This window comes from Desulfovermiculus halophilus DSM 18834, assembly GCF_000620765.1.
Taxonomy (GTDB): domain Bacteria; phylum Desulfobacterota; class Desulfovibrionia; order Desulfovibrionales; family Desulfothermaceae; genus Desulfovermiculus; species Desulfovermiculus halophilus.
Genome location: NZ_JIAK01000016.1, coordinates 28,969 through 44,087, shown reverse-complemented (window position 1 = coordinate 44,087; position 15,119 = coordinate 28,969). Strand labels below are relative to the sequence as shown.

General features: G+C 57.3%; 16 protein-coding genes and 1 riboswitch. Of the genes, 3 read left to right on the top strand and 13 right to left on the bottom strand.

Annotated features, from left to right (window positions below):
* Positions 1–230: 230 nt before the first annotated feature.
* The 4 genes from N902_RS0109025 to N902_RS17165 are packed head-to-tail and all read right to left on the bottom strand — an operon-like array spanning position 231 to position 3,612.
* On the bottom strand, positions 231–1,604 hold the full coding sequence (locus tag N902_RS0109025; protein WP_027370677.1) for a sigma-54-dependent transcriptional regulator: 1,374 nt from the start codon (positions 1,602–1,604) through the stop codon (positions 231–233).
* Positions 1,605–1,645: 41 nt separating this feature from the next.
* Positions 1,646–2,062 carry a hypothetical protein gene (locus tag N902_RS0109020; RefSeq protein ID WP_244147396.1) on the bottom strand — a complete coding sequence of 139 codons (417 nt, stop codon included), beginning with the start codon at positions 2,060–2,062 and terminating at the stop codon, positions 1,646–1,648.
* A gap of 3 nt (positions 2,063–2,065) precedes the next feature.
* Complete coding sequence (locus N902_RS0109015; protein ID WP_153304181.1) at positions 2,066–2,548, bottom strand: DUF1499 domain-containing protein; 483 nt, start codon at positions 2,546–2,548, stop codon at positions 2,066–2,068.
* Between the two features lie 59 nt (positions 2,549–2,607).
* Positions 2,608–3,612: a methyltransferase gene (locus N902_RS17165; RefSeq protein WP_051564463.1), complete on the bottom strand. Its 1,005-nt coding sequence runs from the start codon at positions 3,610–3,612 to the stop codon at positions 2,608–2,610.
* A gap of 120 nt (positions 3,613–3,732) precedes the next feature.
* On the opposite strand from N902_RS17165, the gene N902_RS0109005 reads away from it, so the two are divergent.
* The 3 genes from N902_RS0109005 to N902_RS0108995 all read left to right on the top strand — a co-directional run bounded on the left by N902_RS0109005 (position 3,733) and on the right by N902_RS0108995 (position 7,468).
* A complete protein-coding gene (locus N902_RS0109005; protein WP_027370674.1) occupies positions 3,733–4,938 on the top strand; it encodes a HEAT repeat domain-containing protein in 1,206 nt (401 codons plus the stop codon).
* Between the two features lie 197 nt (positions 4,939–5,135).
* On the top strand, positions 5,136–6,950 hold the full coding sequence (typA, locus tag N902_RS0109000) for a translational GTPase TypA (protein ID WP_027370673.1): 1,815 nt from the start codon (positions 5,136–5,138) through the stop codon (positions 6,948–6,950).
* Between the two features lie 32 nt (positions 6,951–6,982).
* Complete coding sequence (locus N902_RS0108995) at positions 6,983–7,468, top strand: L,D-transpeptidase family protein (RefSeq protein ID WP_027370672.1); 486 nt, start codon at positions 6,983–6,985, stop codon at positions 7,466–7,468.
* Between the two features lie 85 nt (positions 7,469–7,553).
* On the opposite strand, the gene N902_RS0108990 is transcribed toward N902_RS0108995, so the two are convergent.
* The 9 genes from N902_RS0108990 to ileS all read right to left on the bottom strand — a co-directional run bounded on the left by N902_RS0108990 (position 7,554) and on the right by ileS (position 15,078).
* Complete coding sequence (locus N902_RS0108990; RefSeq protein ID WP_027370671.1) at positions 7,554–7,892, bottom strand: tRNA-binding protein; 339 nt, start codon at positions 7,890–7,892, stop codon at positions 7,554–7,556.
* 13 nt (positions 7,893–7,905) lie between these two features.
* Positions 7,906–8,160 carry a hypothetical protein gene (locus N902_RS0108985; protein ID WP_027370670.1) on the bottom strand — a complete coding sequence of 85 codons (255 nt, stop codon included), beginning with the start codon at positions 8,158–8,160 and terminating at the stop codon, positions 7,906–7,908.
* A gap of 126 nt (positions 8,161–8,286) precedes the next feature.
* A riboswitch (cyclic di-GMP riboswitch) is annotated at positions 8,287–8,386 on the bottom strand.
* Between the two features lie 37 nt (positions 8,387–8,423).
* A complete protein-coding gene (locus N902_RS0108975; protein WP_027370669.1) occupies positions 8,424–8,969 on the bottom strand; it encodes a hypothetical protein in 546 nt (181 codons plus the stop codon).
* Positions 8,970–9,014: 45 nt separating this feature from the next.
* Positions 9,015–9,794: a hypothetical protein gene (locus N902_RS0108970; protein ID WP_027370668.1), complete on the bottom strand. Its 780-nt coding sequence runs from the start codon at positions 9,792–9,794 to the stop codon at positions 9,015–9,017.
* A 7-nt stretch (positions 9,795–9,801) separates the two neighbouring features.
* Positions 9,802–10,662, bottom strand: a complete 861-nt coding sequence (ybgF, locus tag N902_RS18740; protein WP_027370667.1) for a tol-pal system protein YbgF — start codon at positions 10,660–10,662, stop codon at positions 9,802–9,804.
* A gap of 19 nt (positions 10,663–10,681) precedes the next feature.
* Positions 10,682–10,897, bottom strand: a complete 216-nt coding sequence (locus N902_RS0108960) for a PLDc N-terminal domain-containing protein (RefSeq protein WP_027370666.1) — start codon at positions 10,895–10,897, stop codon at positions 10,682–10,684.
* On the bottom strand, positions 10,890–11,648 hold the full coding sequence (gene lgt, locus N902_RS0108955) for a prolipoprotein diacylglyceryl transferase (RefSeq protein ID WP_027370665.1): 759 nt from the start codon (positions 11,646–11,648) through the stop codon (positions 10,890–10,892). Before lgt ends, N902_RS0108960 begins: the two co-directional genes overlap by 8 nt.
* Positions 11,629–12,138: a signal peptidase II gene (lspA, locus tag N902_RS0108950; RefSeq protein ID WP_034622384.1), complete on the bottom strand. Its 510-nt coding sequence runs from the start codon at positions 12,136–12,138 to the stop codon at positions 11,629–11,631. The genes lgt and lspA overlap by 20 nt, the downstream gene beginning before the upstream one ends.
* A gap of 111 nt (positions 12,139–12,249) precedes the next feature.
* Complete coding sequence (gene ileS, locus N902_RS0108945) at positions 12,250–15,078, bottom strand: isoleucine--tRNA ligase (protein ID WP_027370663.1); 2,829 nt, start codon at positions 15,076–15,078, stop codon at positions 12,250–12,252.
* Positions 15,079–15,119: the final 41 nt, after the last annotated feature.

The window sequence follows — 15,119 nt, the reverse complement described above, 5'->3', positions numbered from 1 at the left end:
ATAGACGTATATCCTCCTGTTCTGTGAGAGTTTTCAAATCCGAGTACAGAAGGTATAGAGCAAGCGGCGTGCCACATGAACCTGCAAGGTAAAAGCAAATAATAACAGAGAGATAAACGGGAAGGGCCCCTGGCGTTCGTTGCAATATGCAACAGGTGGCGGGTGGATGCGGGTCCGGGCCGGGAAATACGCCGGTGGCTCATCCATGTTGCATAATGCAACGAGTTGCATCATGCAACATGAGAATCCTTTTCCAGGCCATAGCGCTTGATCTTTCGCCACAGAGAGACCCGGTCAATGCCCAGGATTTGTGCCGCCCTGGACTTATTGTTGCCTGTGTGCTCCAGAACCCGGATCAGGTGTTCCCGCTCCAGTTCAGCCAGAGTCGAAAGTCTGCCGGCTCTTGGATGATCCACGGACTTCGCGGTTTGACCGCGGACCCGTTGGGGCAGGTGTTCGGGCATAATCACCGGCCCATCGGCCAAAACGACTGCCCGTTCAATAATATTTTCCAATTCCCGGACATTCCCCGGAAAAGAATAGGCTGAAATCGCCCGCATGGCAGGCGGGGCGATGTGGGGAATCTCTTTCTCGAACTGCCGGGCATATTTGTCCACAAAGTATCGGCAGAACAAGGGGATGTCATCCCGTCGTTCCCGCAAGGGGGGAAGGCGCAAAGTAAAAACATTGAGCCGGTAATAGAGGTCTTCTCTGAACGTTCCCCTGGCAATCTCCTGCTGCAACGGGCGGTTGGTGGCAGCCAGGATGCGCATATCAACCGGAACTTCCTCGGTCCCTCCGACTCGAATGATGGATTTTTCCTGCAGCACCCGCAGAAGCTGGACCTGCATCTGGGACGGCATGTCCCCGATTTCATCCAAAAGAATCGTTCCCCCGGAGATGGCTTCAAATACTCCTTTTTTGACCTTCTGGGCCCCGGTAAAGGCCTCTTTTTCGTGACCGAACAGTTCATTGCTCAAAAGCTCGGGATTCAGGGTTCCGCAGTTTACGGCCAGGAACTTGCGCTCTGCCCGCAGACTCATGCGGTGGATGATCCGGGCAACCATCTCCTTTCCTGTTCCGGTTTCCCCCCGGATCAGGACGGTGCAGTCCAGGGGGGCAATTCTAGTGATTTTTTTTTTCAGCTGCTGGATTTTTGGGCTCTTGCCAATCAGCTTGTTCAGATAACGCTTTCCGGAAACCAGGTCCCTGAGCTCCATGAGCTCCAGGCGCATGATTCGCTTGTCCAACGCATTTTTGATCAGAAAAAGGACCTCGTCTGGATGAAAGGGCTTGGCCAGATAATGGAAGGCTCCTTCCTTGATGGCCTCGACCGCGATTTCAACCGAGGCAGAAGCGGTGATGATGATGACTTCTGTGTCCGGATACAACTCCTTTGTCCGCCGGAGCATAGTGAATTCGTCAATTGATTCGTGCTCCAGATCGATGAGGACGACATCGAATTCCGTTTCCTCGATGGCTGTCAAGCCTTTGTCTCTGCCCAGGCAGCAGGTTACTCCATACCCTTTGTCTTGGAGCTTGGTCTGCAATTCCTGCATGGAGGCAGGGTCATCGGCTATGATTAAGATTTCTATTCCGAACATAGTGATGGTGTGTCCTTCGACGGGCCAACAGCCTGTATTTCTTATAATGAGAGGCGGCAGATATCCACCAGGTCGTAATAGATAAGACAGACGATGACCGTCCAGCCGACAAAGTGGAACAGGACATTGCCCAAGGGGTCCAGGCTGGGCTGAATGGTCTTTAAGGTGGCGCTGATCAAGAAGATTGTGCTGATCAGGATAAGAACGGCCACGAGATGGGTAAAAACGGACATTGCGGTGTTCTTCTGCTCTTTGTAGGTCGTTGTGGTCCAGATCTGGATCAGAGTGGCCCAGATGATGGGGATGGCCACAAAATAGAGCAGAAGATTGTTTTCATCCGGAAAGGTATAGCCCACATGGAATTCGAAGTACCAGACTCCGGCGATGAACAGGATCAGGTCCCGAAGGGCGACGAATACGACCAAGCCCTTGGATGAGGAAGCCGGTCTCGGATGCATGGGCTATCCGTCCTCTGCCTGGGGCTGGTGGTTCTGGAAGCAGGTCCGCAGCTTGTTCACCCGGCTTCTGTTCTGACCAAAGTCATAGAACCCGATTCTGGATGCCGACCGGACTTGGATCTGACGTGTGTCCCGGTGCAGGGAAAGCTCCAGGTCGTCAACAAAGCCGAAGACAGCCGAACGAAATGTGGCCCACATATACTGATCCTGTACCGTGTGAATGGTTCCTCCGATCTCCTGGACACAGGATTGAATCCGCTCCCAGGCCGCGTCTGCCGGGCCGTTGATTTTCAGGGGCTGGACCCAGGAGGGATGATCCTTGTCCTGTCTGCTGGAGACGCACACCGGCCGCTCCGGGCAGTTCATCAACTGGCCTTCAATAAGCCCTATGGGGGATTGATGCCTGGATACATACCCGAGAAGGGCCAGGAGGATACAGGCCAGGAGGCCGAAAAATATGGTGTAGTGAATAAGTGTGCGCAACATGTCTCCAGCCTTGTTTTCTGAGTTGAAAAGCGTGCATTTCTGGAACTCGGCGGCAGAGTTCAAGAATCTTTTTTTCGTCCTTCAACCAGGCAGTCCATGCGCTCAAACGAGTCCTGCCCGCTGCGCAGGTCCTTGATATCGACAAATCCTGCCTGTTGCAGATCATCATGGACTTCAGCAAAGGTATAGGTGTCCCCGCCCCTGGTATTGACCAGCATGTTCAGGGCAAACATGGCCCCGGCCCCTGGTTTGGTCCTGTCCTCATCCATGATATGATCCCGGATCAACAGCCTGCCACCGGGATTCAGGGCCTTGTAGACCTTGCGGTACAGATCCCGGTTTTCTTGGCGGCTGTTTTGATGAATAATGGCCGAGAGCAGGGCCAGGTCGAACCCCGAAGGGAGCTCGTGGAGGTAAAAGTCCCCGGCGACAAAGTCGACCCGGTCCTCCAGACCATGCTCGGCGATGAACTGCCTGGTCAGGGGAATGACCTGTTCCAGGTCGAAGACAGCGGCCCTAAGTCCCGGATTGGCCTGAAGGAAGGCTGTGGTGTACACCCCGGACCCTCCGCCGATGTCCAGCAAAGATCCGGCGAATGAGGCGTCGTATTCAGCAGCGATGTCCCGGGAGAGTTCACGGCCCACCACGTGCATGGCCCCGATGAAAGATCTCTGCTCCTTTGGGTCCAGGTTGGTCACGTGCTGCTGGTGCGGGTTTTCCCCCCGGCGCACAGTCTCGGTCAGATAATGCCAGTTGTTCCAGGTATGGGCCAGATGCTTGGCCATGGGGAGGACTGTCTCTTCGTGGTCGGAGGACAGCAAACGGCCGGCGGATGCAGGCTGATAGATCTGTGCAGGGCTTTTGGTCAAGAAATTCAGGGTGACCAGACAGTCCAGGATCCTGGTCAAGGCCCTGGGGTCGACTCCCAGGGATTCGGCCAGTCCCGGGGCAGTGTCCGGAGTCCGGTCCAGGGCGGTGAAGAGGTCCAGTTCACAGGCAGTCAGCAGGGTTCTGCTGGACATGAACTGACGGATAGGGGCCAGAACATCCTGGGCATTCGACATACTCGTGCTCCTTAAGATAATGCGCCATTCGGCCTAGAGATCACTGCCTCAGACCCAAGCTGCCTTCCGGTCAGGACGGCATCCATGTACACACTCGCCTCTTGATACCAGGGAGGTCTTATGTTGAAAACATTCCAGCGCCTCGTCAAGCAGTTTCAGTCCATACCGGAAAGGGAATTCCAGACCGGCCGGAGCAAAAGGCAGATGCTGGAACATATCCGGTCTGTGCAGGACGAGCCCAAAGACGCAGATCGTCTGCGCACCTATCTGTACGACCATGATCCGGACATACGCCGGGCCGCGGTTCAGGCTCTGGCCACTCTCTCATGGCAACCCTCCAGTGCAGCTGACCGTCAGATCTGGTCCCTGTACACAGAGGCTCCGGCGGATTTCAGCGATGTTCGGGCCAGCCAGTTTCTTGCGGATTGGGAGGCCAAGACCTCTTTGGCTCCAGGTGCCTATTGGACCCCTGTCGTCCTGGCCGGTCTGAGCTCATGGGGGACCAAAGGCCAACACGACCTGCACACCCTGATCCTGGACCGGACACGCAGCGTGAACACCAGGGCGGTTGCCCTGTGGGGCCTTGGCCTGTTTGGAGGGGCAGACGGCCGGGATATGCGTGATGTGTATGCCCAGAAGACAAACCTTCGGCTGCAGCGGACCGTGGTTCAGAGTCTGCGGTTTTCCGGTTCAGCCTCTATCCCGTACCTGACTGGGCTTCTCCTCCAGGAACACGATGCGGACATGTGCATGGACCTGGCTCTGGCTTTGGCCTGGCAGGGCAGAGATGCGGTCCCTGACCTGACCCCGCTTTTGGAGTCTGAAAGCCGAACAGTCCGAGAATATGCGGGCATGGCCCTCTTGGCAACTGCTGCTCCCGAAGCCCTGCACGCAGTATTTGGGCTCCGATCCAGCCGGGATGACGGTCGACTCAAGTCCCTGATCACTGAATGGCTCATCGCCTTGCAGGGAACTCCTTCCACCTGGAATGAGCTGAGCTCACCTGGCGAGGCCGGTCGTTTGTGCGCCGAGCAGCGCATCCTGCAGGCCGTAAACCGGGTCGAGGATGAGAGTGTGATCACCATCCTGGTTTCCATGCTCGCTCACGTCCCCGGCCGGGCCGCAGTGCCGGCGATTACGGAGATGATACGGGGATCGGACCGGGAGGAGTTCATTTTTCAGGCCTGCCAAATCCTGGGCGCCCGGCAGGCCGAAGCTGAGCTGGAGCTTATGCTGGGCCAGGGAAACACCCTGATCAGGACCTTTGCCTGTTTGGCATTGCTCCAGGCCGGGTTTCCAGTTATGCAGGTCCTGGCTGAGTGCTAAATCGTGGTCGGCAAACTCTAAAAATCGGTTCTTCGACACAGAAAGTGGGCACCCAGAAGAGACGGCAAACTCCAAAAAACCACAGACTACGTCGAAGACCCTAAAAATCCCTAGGCTGCGGCGAAAAAACCCATTTTTGGGGCCCGAAACTGACCTTGGCGCACAAGGACAAATCAAAAAGGACAGATGAACAGCTGATGCAGAGCAAAGATATCCGCAACATCGCCATTATCGCTCACGTTGATCACGGCAAGACAACCCTGGTGGATGCCATGTTCCGACAGAGCGGCCTGTTCCGGGAAGGGCAGGAGGTCGCAGAACGCTTGATGGACACCATGGACCTGGAGCAGGAACGGGGAATAACCATTGCGGCCAAGAACTCGTCTGTAATGTGGGAGGGGGTGAAGATCAACATCGTGGACACCCCGGGGCACGCCGATTTCGGAGGAGAGGTGGAACGGGCCCTGTCCATGGCCGACGGGGCCTTGCTGCTGGTTGACGCCTCTGAAGGCCCCCTGCCCCAGACCCGTTTTGTCCTGGAAAAGACCTTGGCCGCCGGACTGAAGGTCGTTGTCCTGGTCAACAAGATAGACCGCCAGGATGCCCGGTCAGATGAGGTTCTTAACGAGGTCTACGACCTGTTCATCGATCTGGGGGCCAATGATGAGCAGATCGATTTTCCCTACCTCTTTGCCATAGGCCGGGACGGGGTGGCCGGAACCGGAATCGAGGACATGGCTCCTGATCTGCGCCCGCTCTTTGAAACCATTGTCCGGCGCATGCCTGCACCGGCCGGGGATCCCAAGGCTCCGTTTCAGATGCTTGTCTCGGATCTGGGCTACTCAGACTACTTGGGGCGGCTGGCCATTGGCAAGGTGGCCAACGGAGAGGCCCGGACCAATGATCATTTGGTCTGCCTGGGTCCTGAGGGACAGATCAGCCCCCTGCGGGTCACTCGGCTGCAGACCTTTGAGGGCATGAGCCTGCAGCCTGCCGAACATATTCAGGCCGGGGACATCTGCGTTCTGTCCGGGATCGAGGATATCCACATCGGGGACACCATCTGTCATCAGCAATCCCCGCAGGCCCTCCAGCGGGTCAGGGTGGACGAGCCAACGGTGGGCATGCGGTTTACCATTAACACCTCCCCCCTTGCAGGGCGGGAAGGAAGCCTGGTCCAGTCGGGCAAGATCCGGGAACGTCTGTTCAAGGAGACCTTGAAAAACGTCTCTCTGCAGGTGGAAGAAGTGGAGAACCGGGAGACATTTTTGGTCAAGGGACGGGGCGAGTTCCAGATGGCCATCCTGATCGAAACCATGCGCCGGGAAGGGTTTGAGCTCACTGTGGGCCGGCCGGAGGTCTTGTACAAGGAAGAAAACGGTCAGATCCTGGAGCCGATGGAACAGGTGATAATCGACTGTGACCAGGAATTCACCGGGGTGATCACCGAAAAGCTGTCCGGACGCAAGGGAAAGATGGTCACTATGAACGCCAGGGGCAGCGGCCGGGTGCGCATGGAGTTCAGCCTGCCCTCCAGAGGGCTTATCGGCTATCGAGACGAGTTTTTGACCGATACCAGGGGCAGCGGTCTGTTGAATACGTATTTCGCCGGATACGAGCCGTACCGGGGGGCATTCGCCAGTCGAAGCACCGGATCCATCGTCTCCGACCGATTCGGCTCAGCCGTGGCTTACGCCCTGTTCAATCTGGAGCCGCGGGGGGAGATATTCATCGTCCCCGGGGATGCCGTCTATGAAGGGATGATCTTCGGGGAGCACAACCGGCCCATGGATCTGAACGCGAACCCGTGCAAGGAAAAAAAGCTGACCAATGTCCGGGCTGCCGGGCGGGATGAGAACGTGACCCTGACCCCTGTGCGGCCCATGACCCTGGAGCGGGCTATTCACTTTATTCGCGAGGACGAGATGGTGGAAGTCACGCCCAAGAGCATTCGGCTGCGCAAGAGCGTGCTTTCGGCCCAGAAACGGCAATCCATGCGTCCCAGCTCGTAAGGTTCACGATTCTGGGGCGAGGGCGGCAGACTATGACATATCTTCTGCTGGCGGTCATCGGGCTCTGTCTGTGCACCTCACCGGCCTGGTGCATGGACATCGATGCTGTTCTGGTTCAGAAGAACAAGGAAAAGATGTACCTGGTGGCCAACGGGCAGAAGGTCCGGGAGTACGACATAATCCTGGGCTGGAATCCGGACGGGCACAAACAGAAGGAAGGCGACGGGAGAACCCCGGAGGGCAGATATGTCCTGGACTACAAAAAGGACGACAGCTCCTACTACAAGGCCATCCACATCTCGTATCCCAATGCCCGGGACATAGCCAGGGCCAAAAGAGAAGGCGTGGATCCGGGGGGCCTGATAATGGTTCACGGCCGGAAAAACGATATAACCCGTTTGGAGTGGCGGCAGCGGCGATACAAATGGACCAACGGCTGCATTCAGGTCACCAATGCGGCCATGGATGAGATATGGGATCTGGTCCAGGTGGGGACGCCGATAGAGATTCAGCCCTGAAGTTAGGAGGTTCTTCGACGTACCCTGTGGATTTTTGGAGCCTGCCGTCTCTTCTGTGTGTCCACTTTCTGTGTCCAAGAGCAAGTCAGGAGATCTTGGTCCCCAGGGGCACCGAATAATCAGGTACGCACAAGACGATCTCACCGTTCTGGTTGGAAAAACCGGTGACCAGGCATTCCGAGGTGACCGGGCCGATCTGTTTCGGGGGCAGGTTGACCAGGGCGACCACAAGCTTGCCGATCAGATCCTGGGGCTCATAGAGGTCTGTTATCTGGGCAGTTGACTTCTTGACCCCAAGCTCCTGGCCGAGGTCCACATGCAGAATATAGGCCGGCTTGCGGGCTTCGGGAAACCGGTCGGCCTGAATGATGCGGCCGACCCGGAGTTCGACCTTTTCAAACTCCCTCCAGGAGATCATTTCCATTGCCTTCCTTCCCTTAGGTATGGCCGTTATTCAGGGTCCATATCCCTGGTTCGGACTGTTTGGCCGACTTGAGCACCTTCTTTTTGCGCAGGGAGTTTGCAGCCCAGCGGATGTCGCTTTGCCAGGTGTAGAACAGCTCTCCGCTCTGTCTCAGCTCATGTTCATAATTGTCCCATACATGCTTGCATACCATCGGAATTCTTGCCGATCCCCCATGGGCCTCCAGGGCTTCTGTAATCAAGGGCAAGAGGTCTTTTTTGGTCAACATGGATCCTCCCGGACGGGCGGTTGCCTCAGACGGCAGGAAAATTGCGGATGGATATCTGCCGGTCTATCTGACTGATTGGGTCATCACCAAAGCCCGGTGAGCGCAGACGTCTGAGCAGACAAGATCATCGGCAACACGGCCGTCCTGCATTGAGCTGGGTGCCCAGCTGCATGCAGGACCCGTTGTTTTCCGTCCTATGGTCGCCCATAGTTTGGCTTTTTCGATGAAGTCTCGAATTTTATACGTGTCGGAATAGGCCATTGTCAATTCCGAGGCCAGAATCCGCGCATCGAGGCCTTGCGACGCAAGGTCCTGCTGTCCGTCTGATTGAGCAGCAGCTCTGCCTCTATGAAGCATTCATCCTTTGATGCATACCGGGTGAGTTGGTCCCAGCAGGCTTCCTTAATCCCCAGCAGCTCTTTTGAATCCAGTGCCGTGGACCGTACCCCGCGGACAACCCCATCTTCAGCGGAGATCAGGTAGAGATCGACTCGCGGGCTGCCGGGGTCGATCTCGAAAAAGCGGCGGCGGCTGTCTTCCGCTTCCAGGTGGATGTTCAGGTAGACGTCAAAGGTCCAGGAGGCCCCCAGGCTGAACAGAATGATCGGAATGCCTTTGTCAATGTACACCCCGTAGGCGGCTTTGCCCTTGTGCCAGTCCTTGATCGCTTTTGGCCCCAGCCCGGCTGCAAAGGTCATAATGTCGAAGCTTCCCTGATCCAGGACGGGCATGTGCCCGTCAGACGGGGGCACGGCCCCCAGGGAATCACCAAGGGTATAGAGTGGCTTGCGGAAGGCAGGTTCGCTCATACACCAGATCTGGGTTGCAGGCTGTGAGTTTCGAGGAAGAGTCCCCTATAAGGGGATAGCCACCAAGAGGGTCGTGGTTTGATCATCACCGGACAATCGACACTGCCAGCCCAAGTTGTGGCAACAAATCCGAAGAAGCGGGAGTCCCAGCCCCATATGTCCCGGCTTGGTGCTTGCTCCGGCCTGCCAGGGAGCGATGGAGGGATCCAGCTGAGTCGGGGAGCTCAGGGCAAAGGCGATCCAGCCGTTGTCCTCGGCTACGTCCAAAGCCAAGGAAAACTCGCCCTGTAGCTGGGGCCACGATCCAAGGGACTCCACAGCGTTTTTTATCCCTTCTTCCAAGGCATAGAGCAGCCCGGCCGGCCGGAGGGTTATGTCCTCTGGAATCCGGCCGCTCAAGGTGACCTCGAACCGGACATGGTGTTTGAACAGGAGATTGTGCCGCCAAAATTCCGGTAGCCAGTCCAGGACAGAAGGCAAATGGATGGACACAGGCTCAAGGGTTGTGTACTCCGTCCTCTTGCTGAGTATGCGGCACTCCCGGGAAAAGGAGGTGCTCATGTCCACCATGCGCTGAAGGGATCTCTGCTGAGAGGAGAACGGGAGATCCGGTGTTTTGCCCATGGCCGCGCTCCACATTTCCATCTGCATGGAGAACGCATGGGCGTAATTGTGCAGGTTATGTCCCAAGCCGGGGAGCAGCTGCCCTGCGTTGCGGTTCAGGGCAGCCAGCACGAGCTCCGCCCAGGCGCGGGAAAGATAGGTATCAAGGTCCATCCCGAATCCAATGGTGTCTGTTTTGCCGGTCCGGGTCGCGCTGTCCACCGGACTCCTACTGCTGTTCCATGAAACGTTTGGCTCGTTTGGCCTCTGCGGTGTCCCCGTGGTCTTTGATCAGCTGCTGCAGACGGATGCGGCCGGCCTTGTTCTTGTCCAGGGCGTACAGGGATAGCCCCTGTTTAAGCAGGGCGGAGGTGAACTTCGAGCTCTTTGGAAACTCGGAAATGACTTTATTGTACAACATGACAGCCTGGGCGTATTTCTCTAATTGATACAGGCATTCGCCCTGCCAGAAATAGGCATTGGGGACCAGATCGTGATCCGGAAACTGTCCGGCAAACTCGGCCCACAACTCCTTGGCCTGGGTGTACTCTCTGTTTTGAAAGGCATTCAGGGCCTGTTCATAGAGAAGCTGGGGGGTATCCTGCTTTTGGGTGGCATTTTCCTTGCTTGATTGTGAGGGCTGTGCGGCCTTGGACTGCCCGTCTTCGAAGTCAACCCCCAGCTGGGACTCGACCATGGCCAGCTGCCGGCTCAGACGGTTTACCGTACGGGAGATGTTGTCCAGGGTCTGGGTGTTGTTGCTGCTTTGATCCTGCAGCTTTTTGATGTTGTACTCCATTTGTTCCGCCTTGCCCTGCAGGGTGGCCACATCAACGCGCATGTTTTCCAGCTCCGACCACAGATTGGCCTGGTGGGAGCGCATGTTTTCCGTACGGTTGGAAACCAGATGCGAGGTTTCCTCCTCAAGGGAGGCAAACTTCTGTTCCAGGCCTTGGATCCTGGTCTGCACCGTCTGCTGCTGCCTGCGTTCCAGACGAGCCATTTTGCTCTGCAGGTTTTGAATATCCTGGGGAGTGGCACAGGCGGCAACTACGATCAGCAAGCTGATGGGAAGACATAAGCGGAGCATACGACACCTCAGGCATGTATTACAGGGTCTTGATACCGCGTTTCCGGCCCCAGACACAATAGGCCACACCACCCAGAACGGGGAGAAACATGGCGGCGACCAGCCAGCCCATCTTTTCTGCGTACGACGGGTATTCGCAGTGGAATATATGCCAGATGGCCCACAGGTTCGGAGCAATGGGCAGAATAAAAGCCAGGGCGATGAGCACAAGGATGGGGGTGGAGAGTTCAGGCATGGGCGGTCCGTCCTTTGCGCCATAGAAGAGCCAGACCGAGAAAGAAAATGATCCCCGCGGCTACTTGGGTCAGGCTGAAGGGGCCTACAGCCCCTCGAAAGTCTCCCCGGAAAAATTCAATGCCAAACCGGAAAAGCGTAAACAGAACCAGGAACAGGCCAAAGCGCTGGCCGTATCCTGGAAGCTTGGAACGAAGCAGGAGAAGAGCGATACAGGTCACCAAGCCGGCCAGGGAATGATACACCTGGGTCGGATGCAGGGGGATATGCAACGGAGCCAAGGACTTGGGGTGAGTAAAGGTCACGGCCCAGGGGAGAGAGGTCGGTTTTCCGTAGCAGCAGCCGGCCATCAGGCACCCGATGCGGCCCAGAAATTGTCCGGCGGCTATGGCCGGTGCAAAGGCATCGGCCCATTTCCAGAAAGGCTGGCCCTTGATCCGAATCACTGCCCAGGCCGTGGCCACGGCGGCCACAACTCCACCCACAAAGACCAGGCCCCCTTTCCAGAACTGGAGGATGAGCAAGGGGTCATTCAGAAAGGGGCGGGGATCGAGGAGTACATACAGAAGCCTTGAGCCGGCAATGGCACTGATGATGAGATAAAAGCTCAAATCGGGAACAAACTGGGGATTGAGGCCGTAGTGAGGCGCTTCATGCATAGCCACCCGCATGCCGAGCACAAAGGCCAAGGCAATGAAGAACCCGTAGCTGTGAATGGTCAATGGACCGATATCAATGAGTATTGGATGCATGACGTCCTTTTCTGTACACGGCGATCAGCAAAAGAAAGGCCCCGCAGGTGATGGCGATATCGGCTATATTAAACGCCGGCCAGTGCATTCCTTGGACGAAAAAATCCAGGAAGTCGGTAACCACCCCGAGGCGAATCCTGTCCACAAGATTGCCCACAGCCCCGCCCAGGATAGCCCCCAGGCTGAACTGAAATATCTTGTCCCGCCGATGTCCGGTCCACATCAAGGACAGAATGATGGCCACTGCGGCTATGGTCAGGATGATGAAGAAAACCGGCTGCCACATGCCTTGCCCGTGGCTTAAAAAGCCGAAAGCGGCTCCCCTGTTCTGGATATGGACCAGGTTGAAGAATCCGGGAATAACCGAGTGCACATCCCAGATCTGAAGATTGGCCCGGACCAGGGCCTTGCTGGCCTGGTCCGCGCCGAGAACCGCGGCGGCCAGGAACAAAGGGCCGTACGGGAGTCGGTTGGATTGAGAGTCGGTCATGTACGCTCTGTTCGGATTGTCCGTCCCCGACAGTGACGGCATTGTCGGCTGTTCACCACAAGCCGGGCATGCCGAATCCCTCTCCCTGATCGGCATCCCGGCAGCCTGGTCCTATTCTGCTGCTGTCTGCAGACTGTGCATGACCCGACTGCATCTGGGGCAGATATCTGGATACTGGTCATCATGGCCCAGTTCGGGGCTGAATGTCCAGCATCGGGCACATTTTTCGCCTGCCGCGGACTCCACCTTCAGCTTCAGGCCGGACATCTCCTGACTGGAAACAGCCGTGTCCGGGGCGTCTTTTCCCGGATGAACGTGCACAGCAGAAACAATGAACAGCTCCGGGAGGAAATCCCGGTTGGCTTCCAGCTCGGCGTGCAGATCGTCATCGGCATACAGATGCAGGCAGACGTCGAGTGAATGGCCGATCCCGCCGCTTTTGCGTACCGGCTCGATGGCTCTGGTGGCCTCGGCCCGCACTTCCAGCATCCTGTCCCAAATCCGCCGTTCCTTCGATTCCATCAGCGGAGTCTCTTGCATGGAAAAGGGATAGGTGAAGATTGTGGGGTATGTCTCCAGGTCGATTCCCGGCACATGCTGATATGCTTCCTCGGCTGTAAAGCTCAAGATGGGGGCCATATCCCAGAGCAGCTGAGTGAGCAGGGTGTGCAGTGCGGTCTGGGCCGAGCGCCGCTTGTGGCTCTCCGGGGCGCTGACGTACAGGCGGTCCTTGAGCACGTCCAGGTAAAAGGCGCTTAGATCTGTGGCGCACATGGTGTGCAGGCTGTGGAAAACCTTGTGCAGTTCAAAGTTGCTGTAGTCCTGAGTGATCCGAGCATGTCGTTCCCGGGCCAGGTCCAGGACATAGCGGTCCAGGGGCAGGAGGTCCGGGCCGGGAAGCGCGTCCCGGTCTGGATCAAAGTCGTGCAGATTGCCCAGGATGAACCGGCAGGTGTTCCGGATCCGGCGGTAGTTGTCCACCAGCTGCTTAAGGATTGTTTCCGATATGCGCAGATCTTCCTGATAGTTCTCGGAAGCGACCCACATGCGCAGGATCTCGGCCCCGTATTTGTCCATGATGTCCTGGGGAGCGATGACGTTGCCGATGGATTTGGACATCTTTTTCCCCTGGCCGTCGACGACAAAGCCGTGGGTCAAGACACTGCGGTAGGGGGGAACGTCTCTGGTGCCCACAGAGGCCAGAAGCGAGCTGTGGAACCAGCCCCGGTGCTGGTCCGAGCCCTCCAGATACATGTCCGCCGGAAAGGTGCATTCGTCCCGCTGCTCCAAAACGGCTGCATAGCTGGTCCCGGAATCGAACCAGACATCCAGGATGTCGGTTTCCTTTGTCCACTTCCGCCCTCCGCATTCCGGGCAGGTCAGATCCTGGGGCACAACCTCGGACAGCTCGGCCTCGAACCAATAGTCCGCTCCCTGGGGATGGGAGGCGAAGCGATCCGCTATATCCTGCACCCAGTCCGGATCAAAATAGGCGTGCCCGCAATCGGCGCACAGCAAAGCGATAATCGGAACCCCCCAGGAACGCTGCCTGGAAATGCACCAGTCGGGGCGGTGGGAGATCATGTTCCTGATCCGCAGCTTTCCCCAGCTGGGAATCCAGCGCACCTGCCCGTCAATGGCCTGGACCGCCTTGTCCCGAAGGTCGTTGTGCTGCATGGAAATGAACCACTGGGTGGTGGCCCGGAATATGACCGGCTTCTTGCACCGCCAGCAGTGGGGATAGGCGTGAGTGATCTTTTCCTGGACCATAAGGGCCCCCAGCTCGGAGAGCTTGGCAATGACCTGGGGGTTGGCTTCAAAGACATGGGAGCCGGCAAAGAACTCCACCTCCGGGAGAAATCTTCCCTGGTCGTCCAGAGGGGCATAGATCTCCAGCCCGTAGCGCAGACCGGTGTCGTAGTCTTCTTGTCCGTGTCCGGGCGCAGTGTGCACGCAGCCGGTTCCGGTCTCCAGGGTCACATAATCGGCCAGGACCAGAGGCGAAGGGCGTCCGTATATGGGATGCTCGGCCAGCAGCCCTTCCAGGTCGCGGCCCATGAGGGTCTTGAGGGTCTGGACGTTGTCCCATCCGAACTTCTCAGCGCATTCCGCGAGCAGCTTCTCGGCCAGGATGTAGACCTCTCCCTGAACTTGAACCAGGACGTATTGGACATCCGGATGCAAAGCCACGGCCATATTGCCGGGAATTGTCCACGGAGTTGTGGTCCAGATCAGAACAAAGGCCGGGCGGCCGCCGATTTCAGGCAGACGATCCGTCAGCTCCGGATCGGTCAGAGGAAAGCGGACATAGATTGAAGGCGAGGTCTTGTCCGCGTATTCCACCTCTGCTTCAGCCAGGGCGGTTTCGCAGGACGGACACCAATGAATAGGCTTTTTGTTCCGCATCACCGAGCCGCGACGCATGAAAGCGCACAACTCCCCGGCCGTGGCCGACTCATAGCCCGGATTCATGGTCAGGTACGGCTCATCCCAGGTGCCCAGCACGCCCAGGCGCTTGAATTCATCCCTTTGAATGTCCAGATACTTCAGGGCGTATTCCCGGCATCGCTTGCGCACATCCAAGGTGGAGAGCTCTTTTTTGGACTGCCCAAGCTCATGCTCCACTTTCAGCTCAATCGGCAGGCCGTGACAGTCCCAGCCGGGCACGTACTCCGCCTGCCTGCCGGTAAAGTTCTGGGCTTTGACAATGATGTCCTTGAGGATCTTGTTCATGGCCGTTCCCAGGTGGATATGTCCGTTGGCGTACGGCGGGCCGTCGTGCAGAACAAACTTTTGCCTGCCTTCTCTGGTTTGGACCATGCGCTCATAGGCCTGGTTCTCCTCCCAGAAGCGGATCATTTCCGGCTCTTTCTTCGGCAGGCTGGCCCGCATGGGGAAGGAAGTGCGGGGCAGGTTCAGGGTCTTTTTGTAGTCGGTCATGGCGTTCTGTCACCTTGGCTTGGTCTGGTTGGAGGATACGG

Bases quoted from the DNA above. Each gene is read 5' to 3' on its own strand.
- N902_RS0109025 (WP_027370677.1), bottom strand. From the start codon at position 1,604: ATGTTCGGAATAGAAATCTTAATCATAGCCGATGACCCTGCCTCCATG.
- N902_RS0109020 (WP_244147396.1), bottom strand. From the start codon at position 2,062: ATGCATCCGAGACCGGCTTCCTCATCCAAGGGCTTGGTCGTATTCGTC.
- N902_RS0109015 (WP_153304181.1), bottom strand. From the start codon at position 2,548: ATGTTGCGCACACTTATTCACTACACCATATTTTTCGGCCTCCTGGCC.
- N902_RS17165 (WP_051564463.1), bottom strand. From the start codon at position 3,612: ATGTCGAATGCCCAGGATGTTCTGGCCCCTATCCGTCAGTTCATGTCC.
- N902_RS0109005 (WP_027370674.1), top strand. From the start codon at position 3,733: ATGTTGAAAACATTCCAGCGCCTCGTCAAGCAGTTTCAGTCCATACCG.
- typA (WP_027370673.1), top strand. From the start codon at position 5,136: ATGCAGAGCAAAGATATCCGCAACATCGCCATTATCGCTCACGTTGAT.
- N902_RS0108995 (WP_027370672.1), top strand. From the start codon at position 6,983: ATGACATATCTTCTGCTGGCGGTCATCGGGCTCTGTCTGTGCACCTCA.
- N902_RS0108990 (WP_027370671.1), bottom strand. From the start codon at position 7,892: ATGGAAATGATCTCCTGGAGGGAGTTTGAAAAGGTCGAACTCCGGGTC.
- N902_RS0108985 (WP_027370670.1), bottom strand. From the start codon at position 8,160: ATGTTGACCAAAAAAGACCTCTTGCCCTTGATTACAGAAGCCCTGGAG.
- N902_RS0108975 (WP_027370669.1), bottom strand. From the start codon at position 8,969: ATGAGCGAACCTGCCTTCCGCAAGCCACTCTATACCCTTGGTGATTCC.
- ybgF (WP_027370667.1), bottom strand. From the start codon at position 10,662: ATGCTCCGCTTATGTCTTCCCATCAGCTTGCTGATCGTAGTTGCCGCC.
- N902_RS0108960 (WP_027370666.1), bottom strand. From the start codon at position 10,897: ATGCCTGAACTCTCCACCCCCATCCTTGTGCTCATCGCCCTGGCTTTT.
- lgt (WP_027370665.1), bottom strand. From the start codon at position 11,648: ATGCATCCAATACTCATTGATATCGGTCCATTGACCATTCACAGCTAC.
- lspA (WP_034622384.1), bottom strand. From the start codon at position 12,138: ATGACCGACTCTCAATCCAACCGACTCCCGTACGGCCCTTTGTTCCTG.
- ileS (WP_027370663.1), bottom strand. From the start codon at position 15,078: ATGACCGACTACAAAAAGACCCTGAACCTGCCCCGCACTTCCTTCCCC.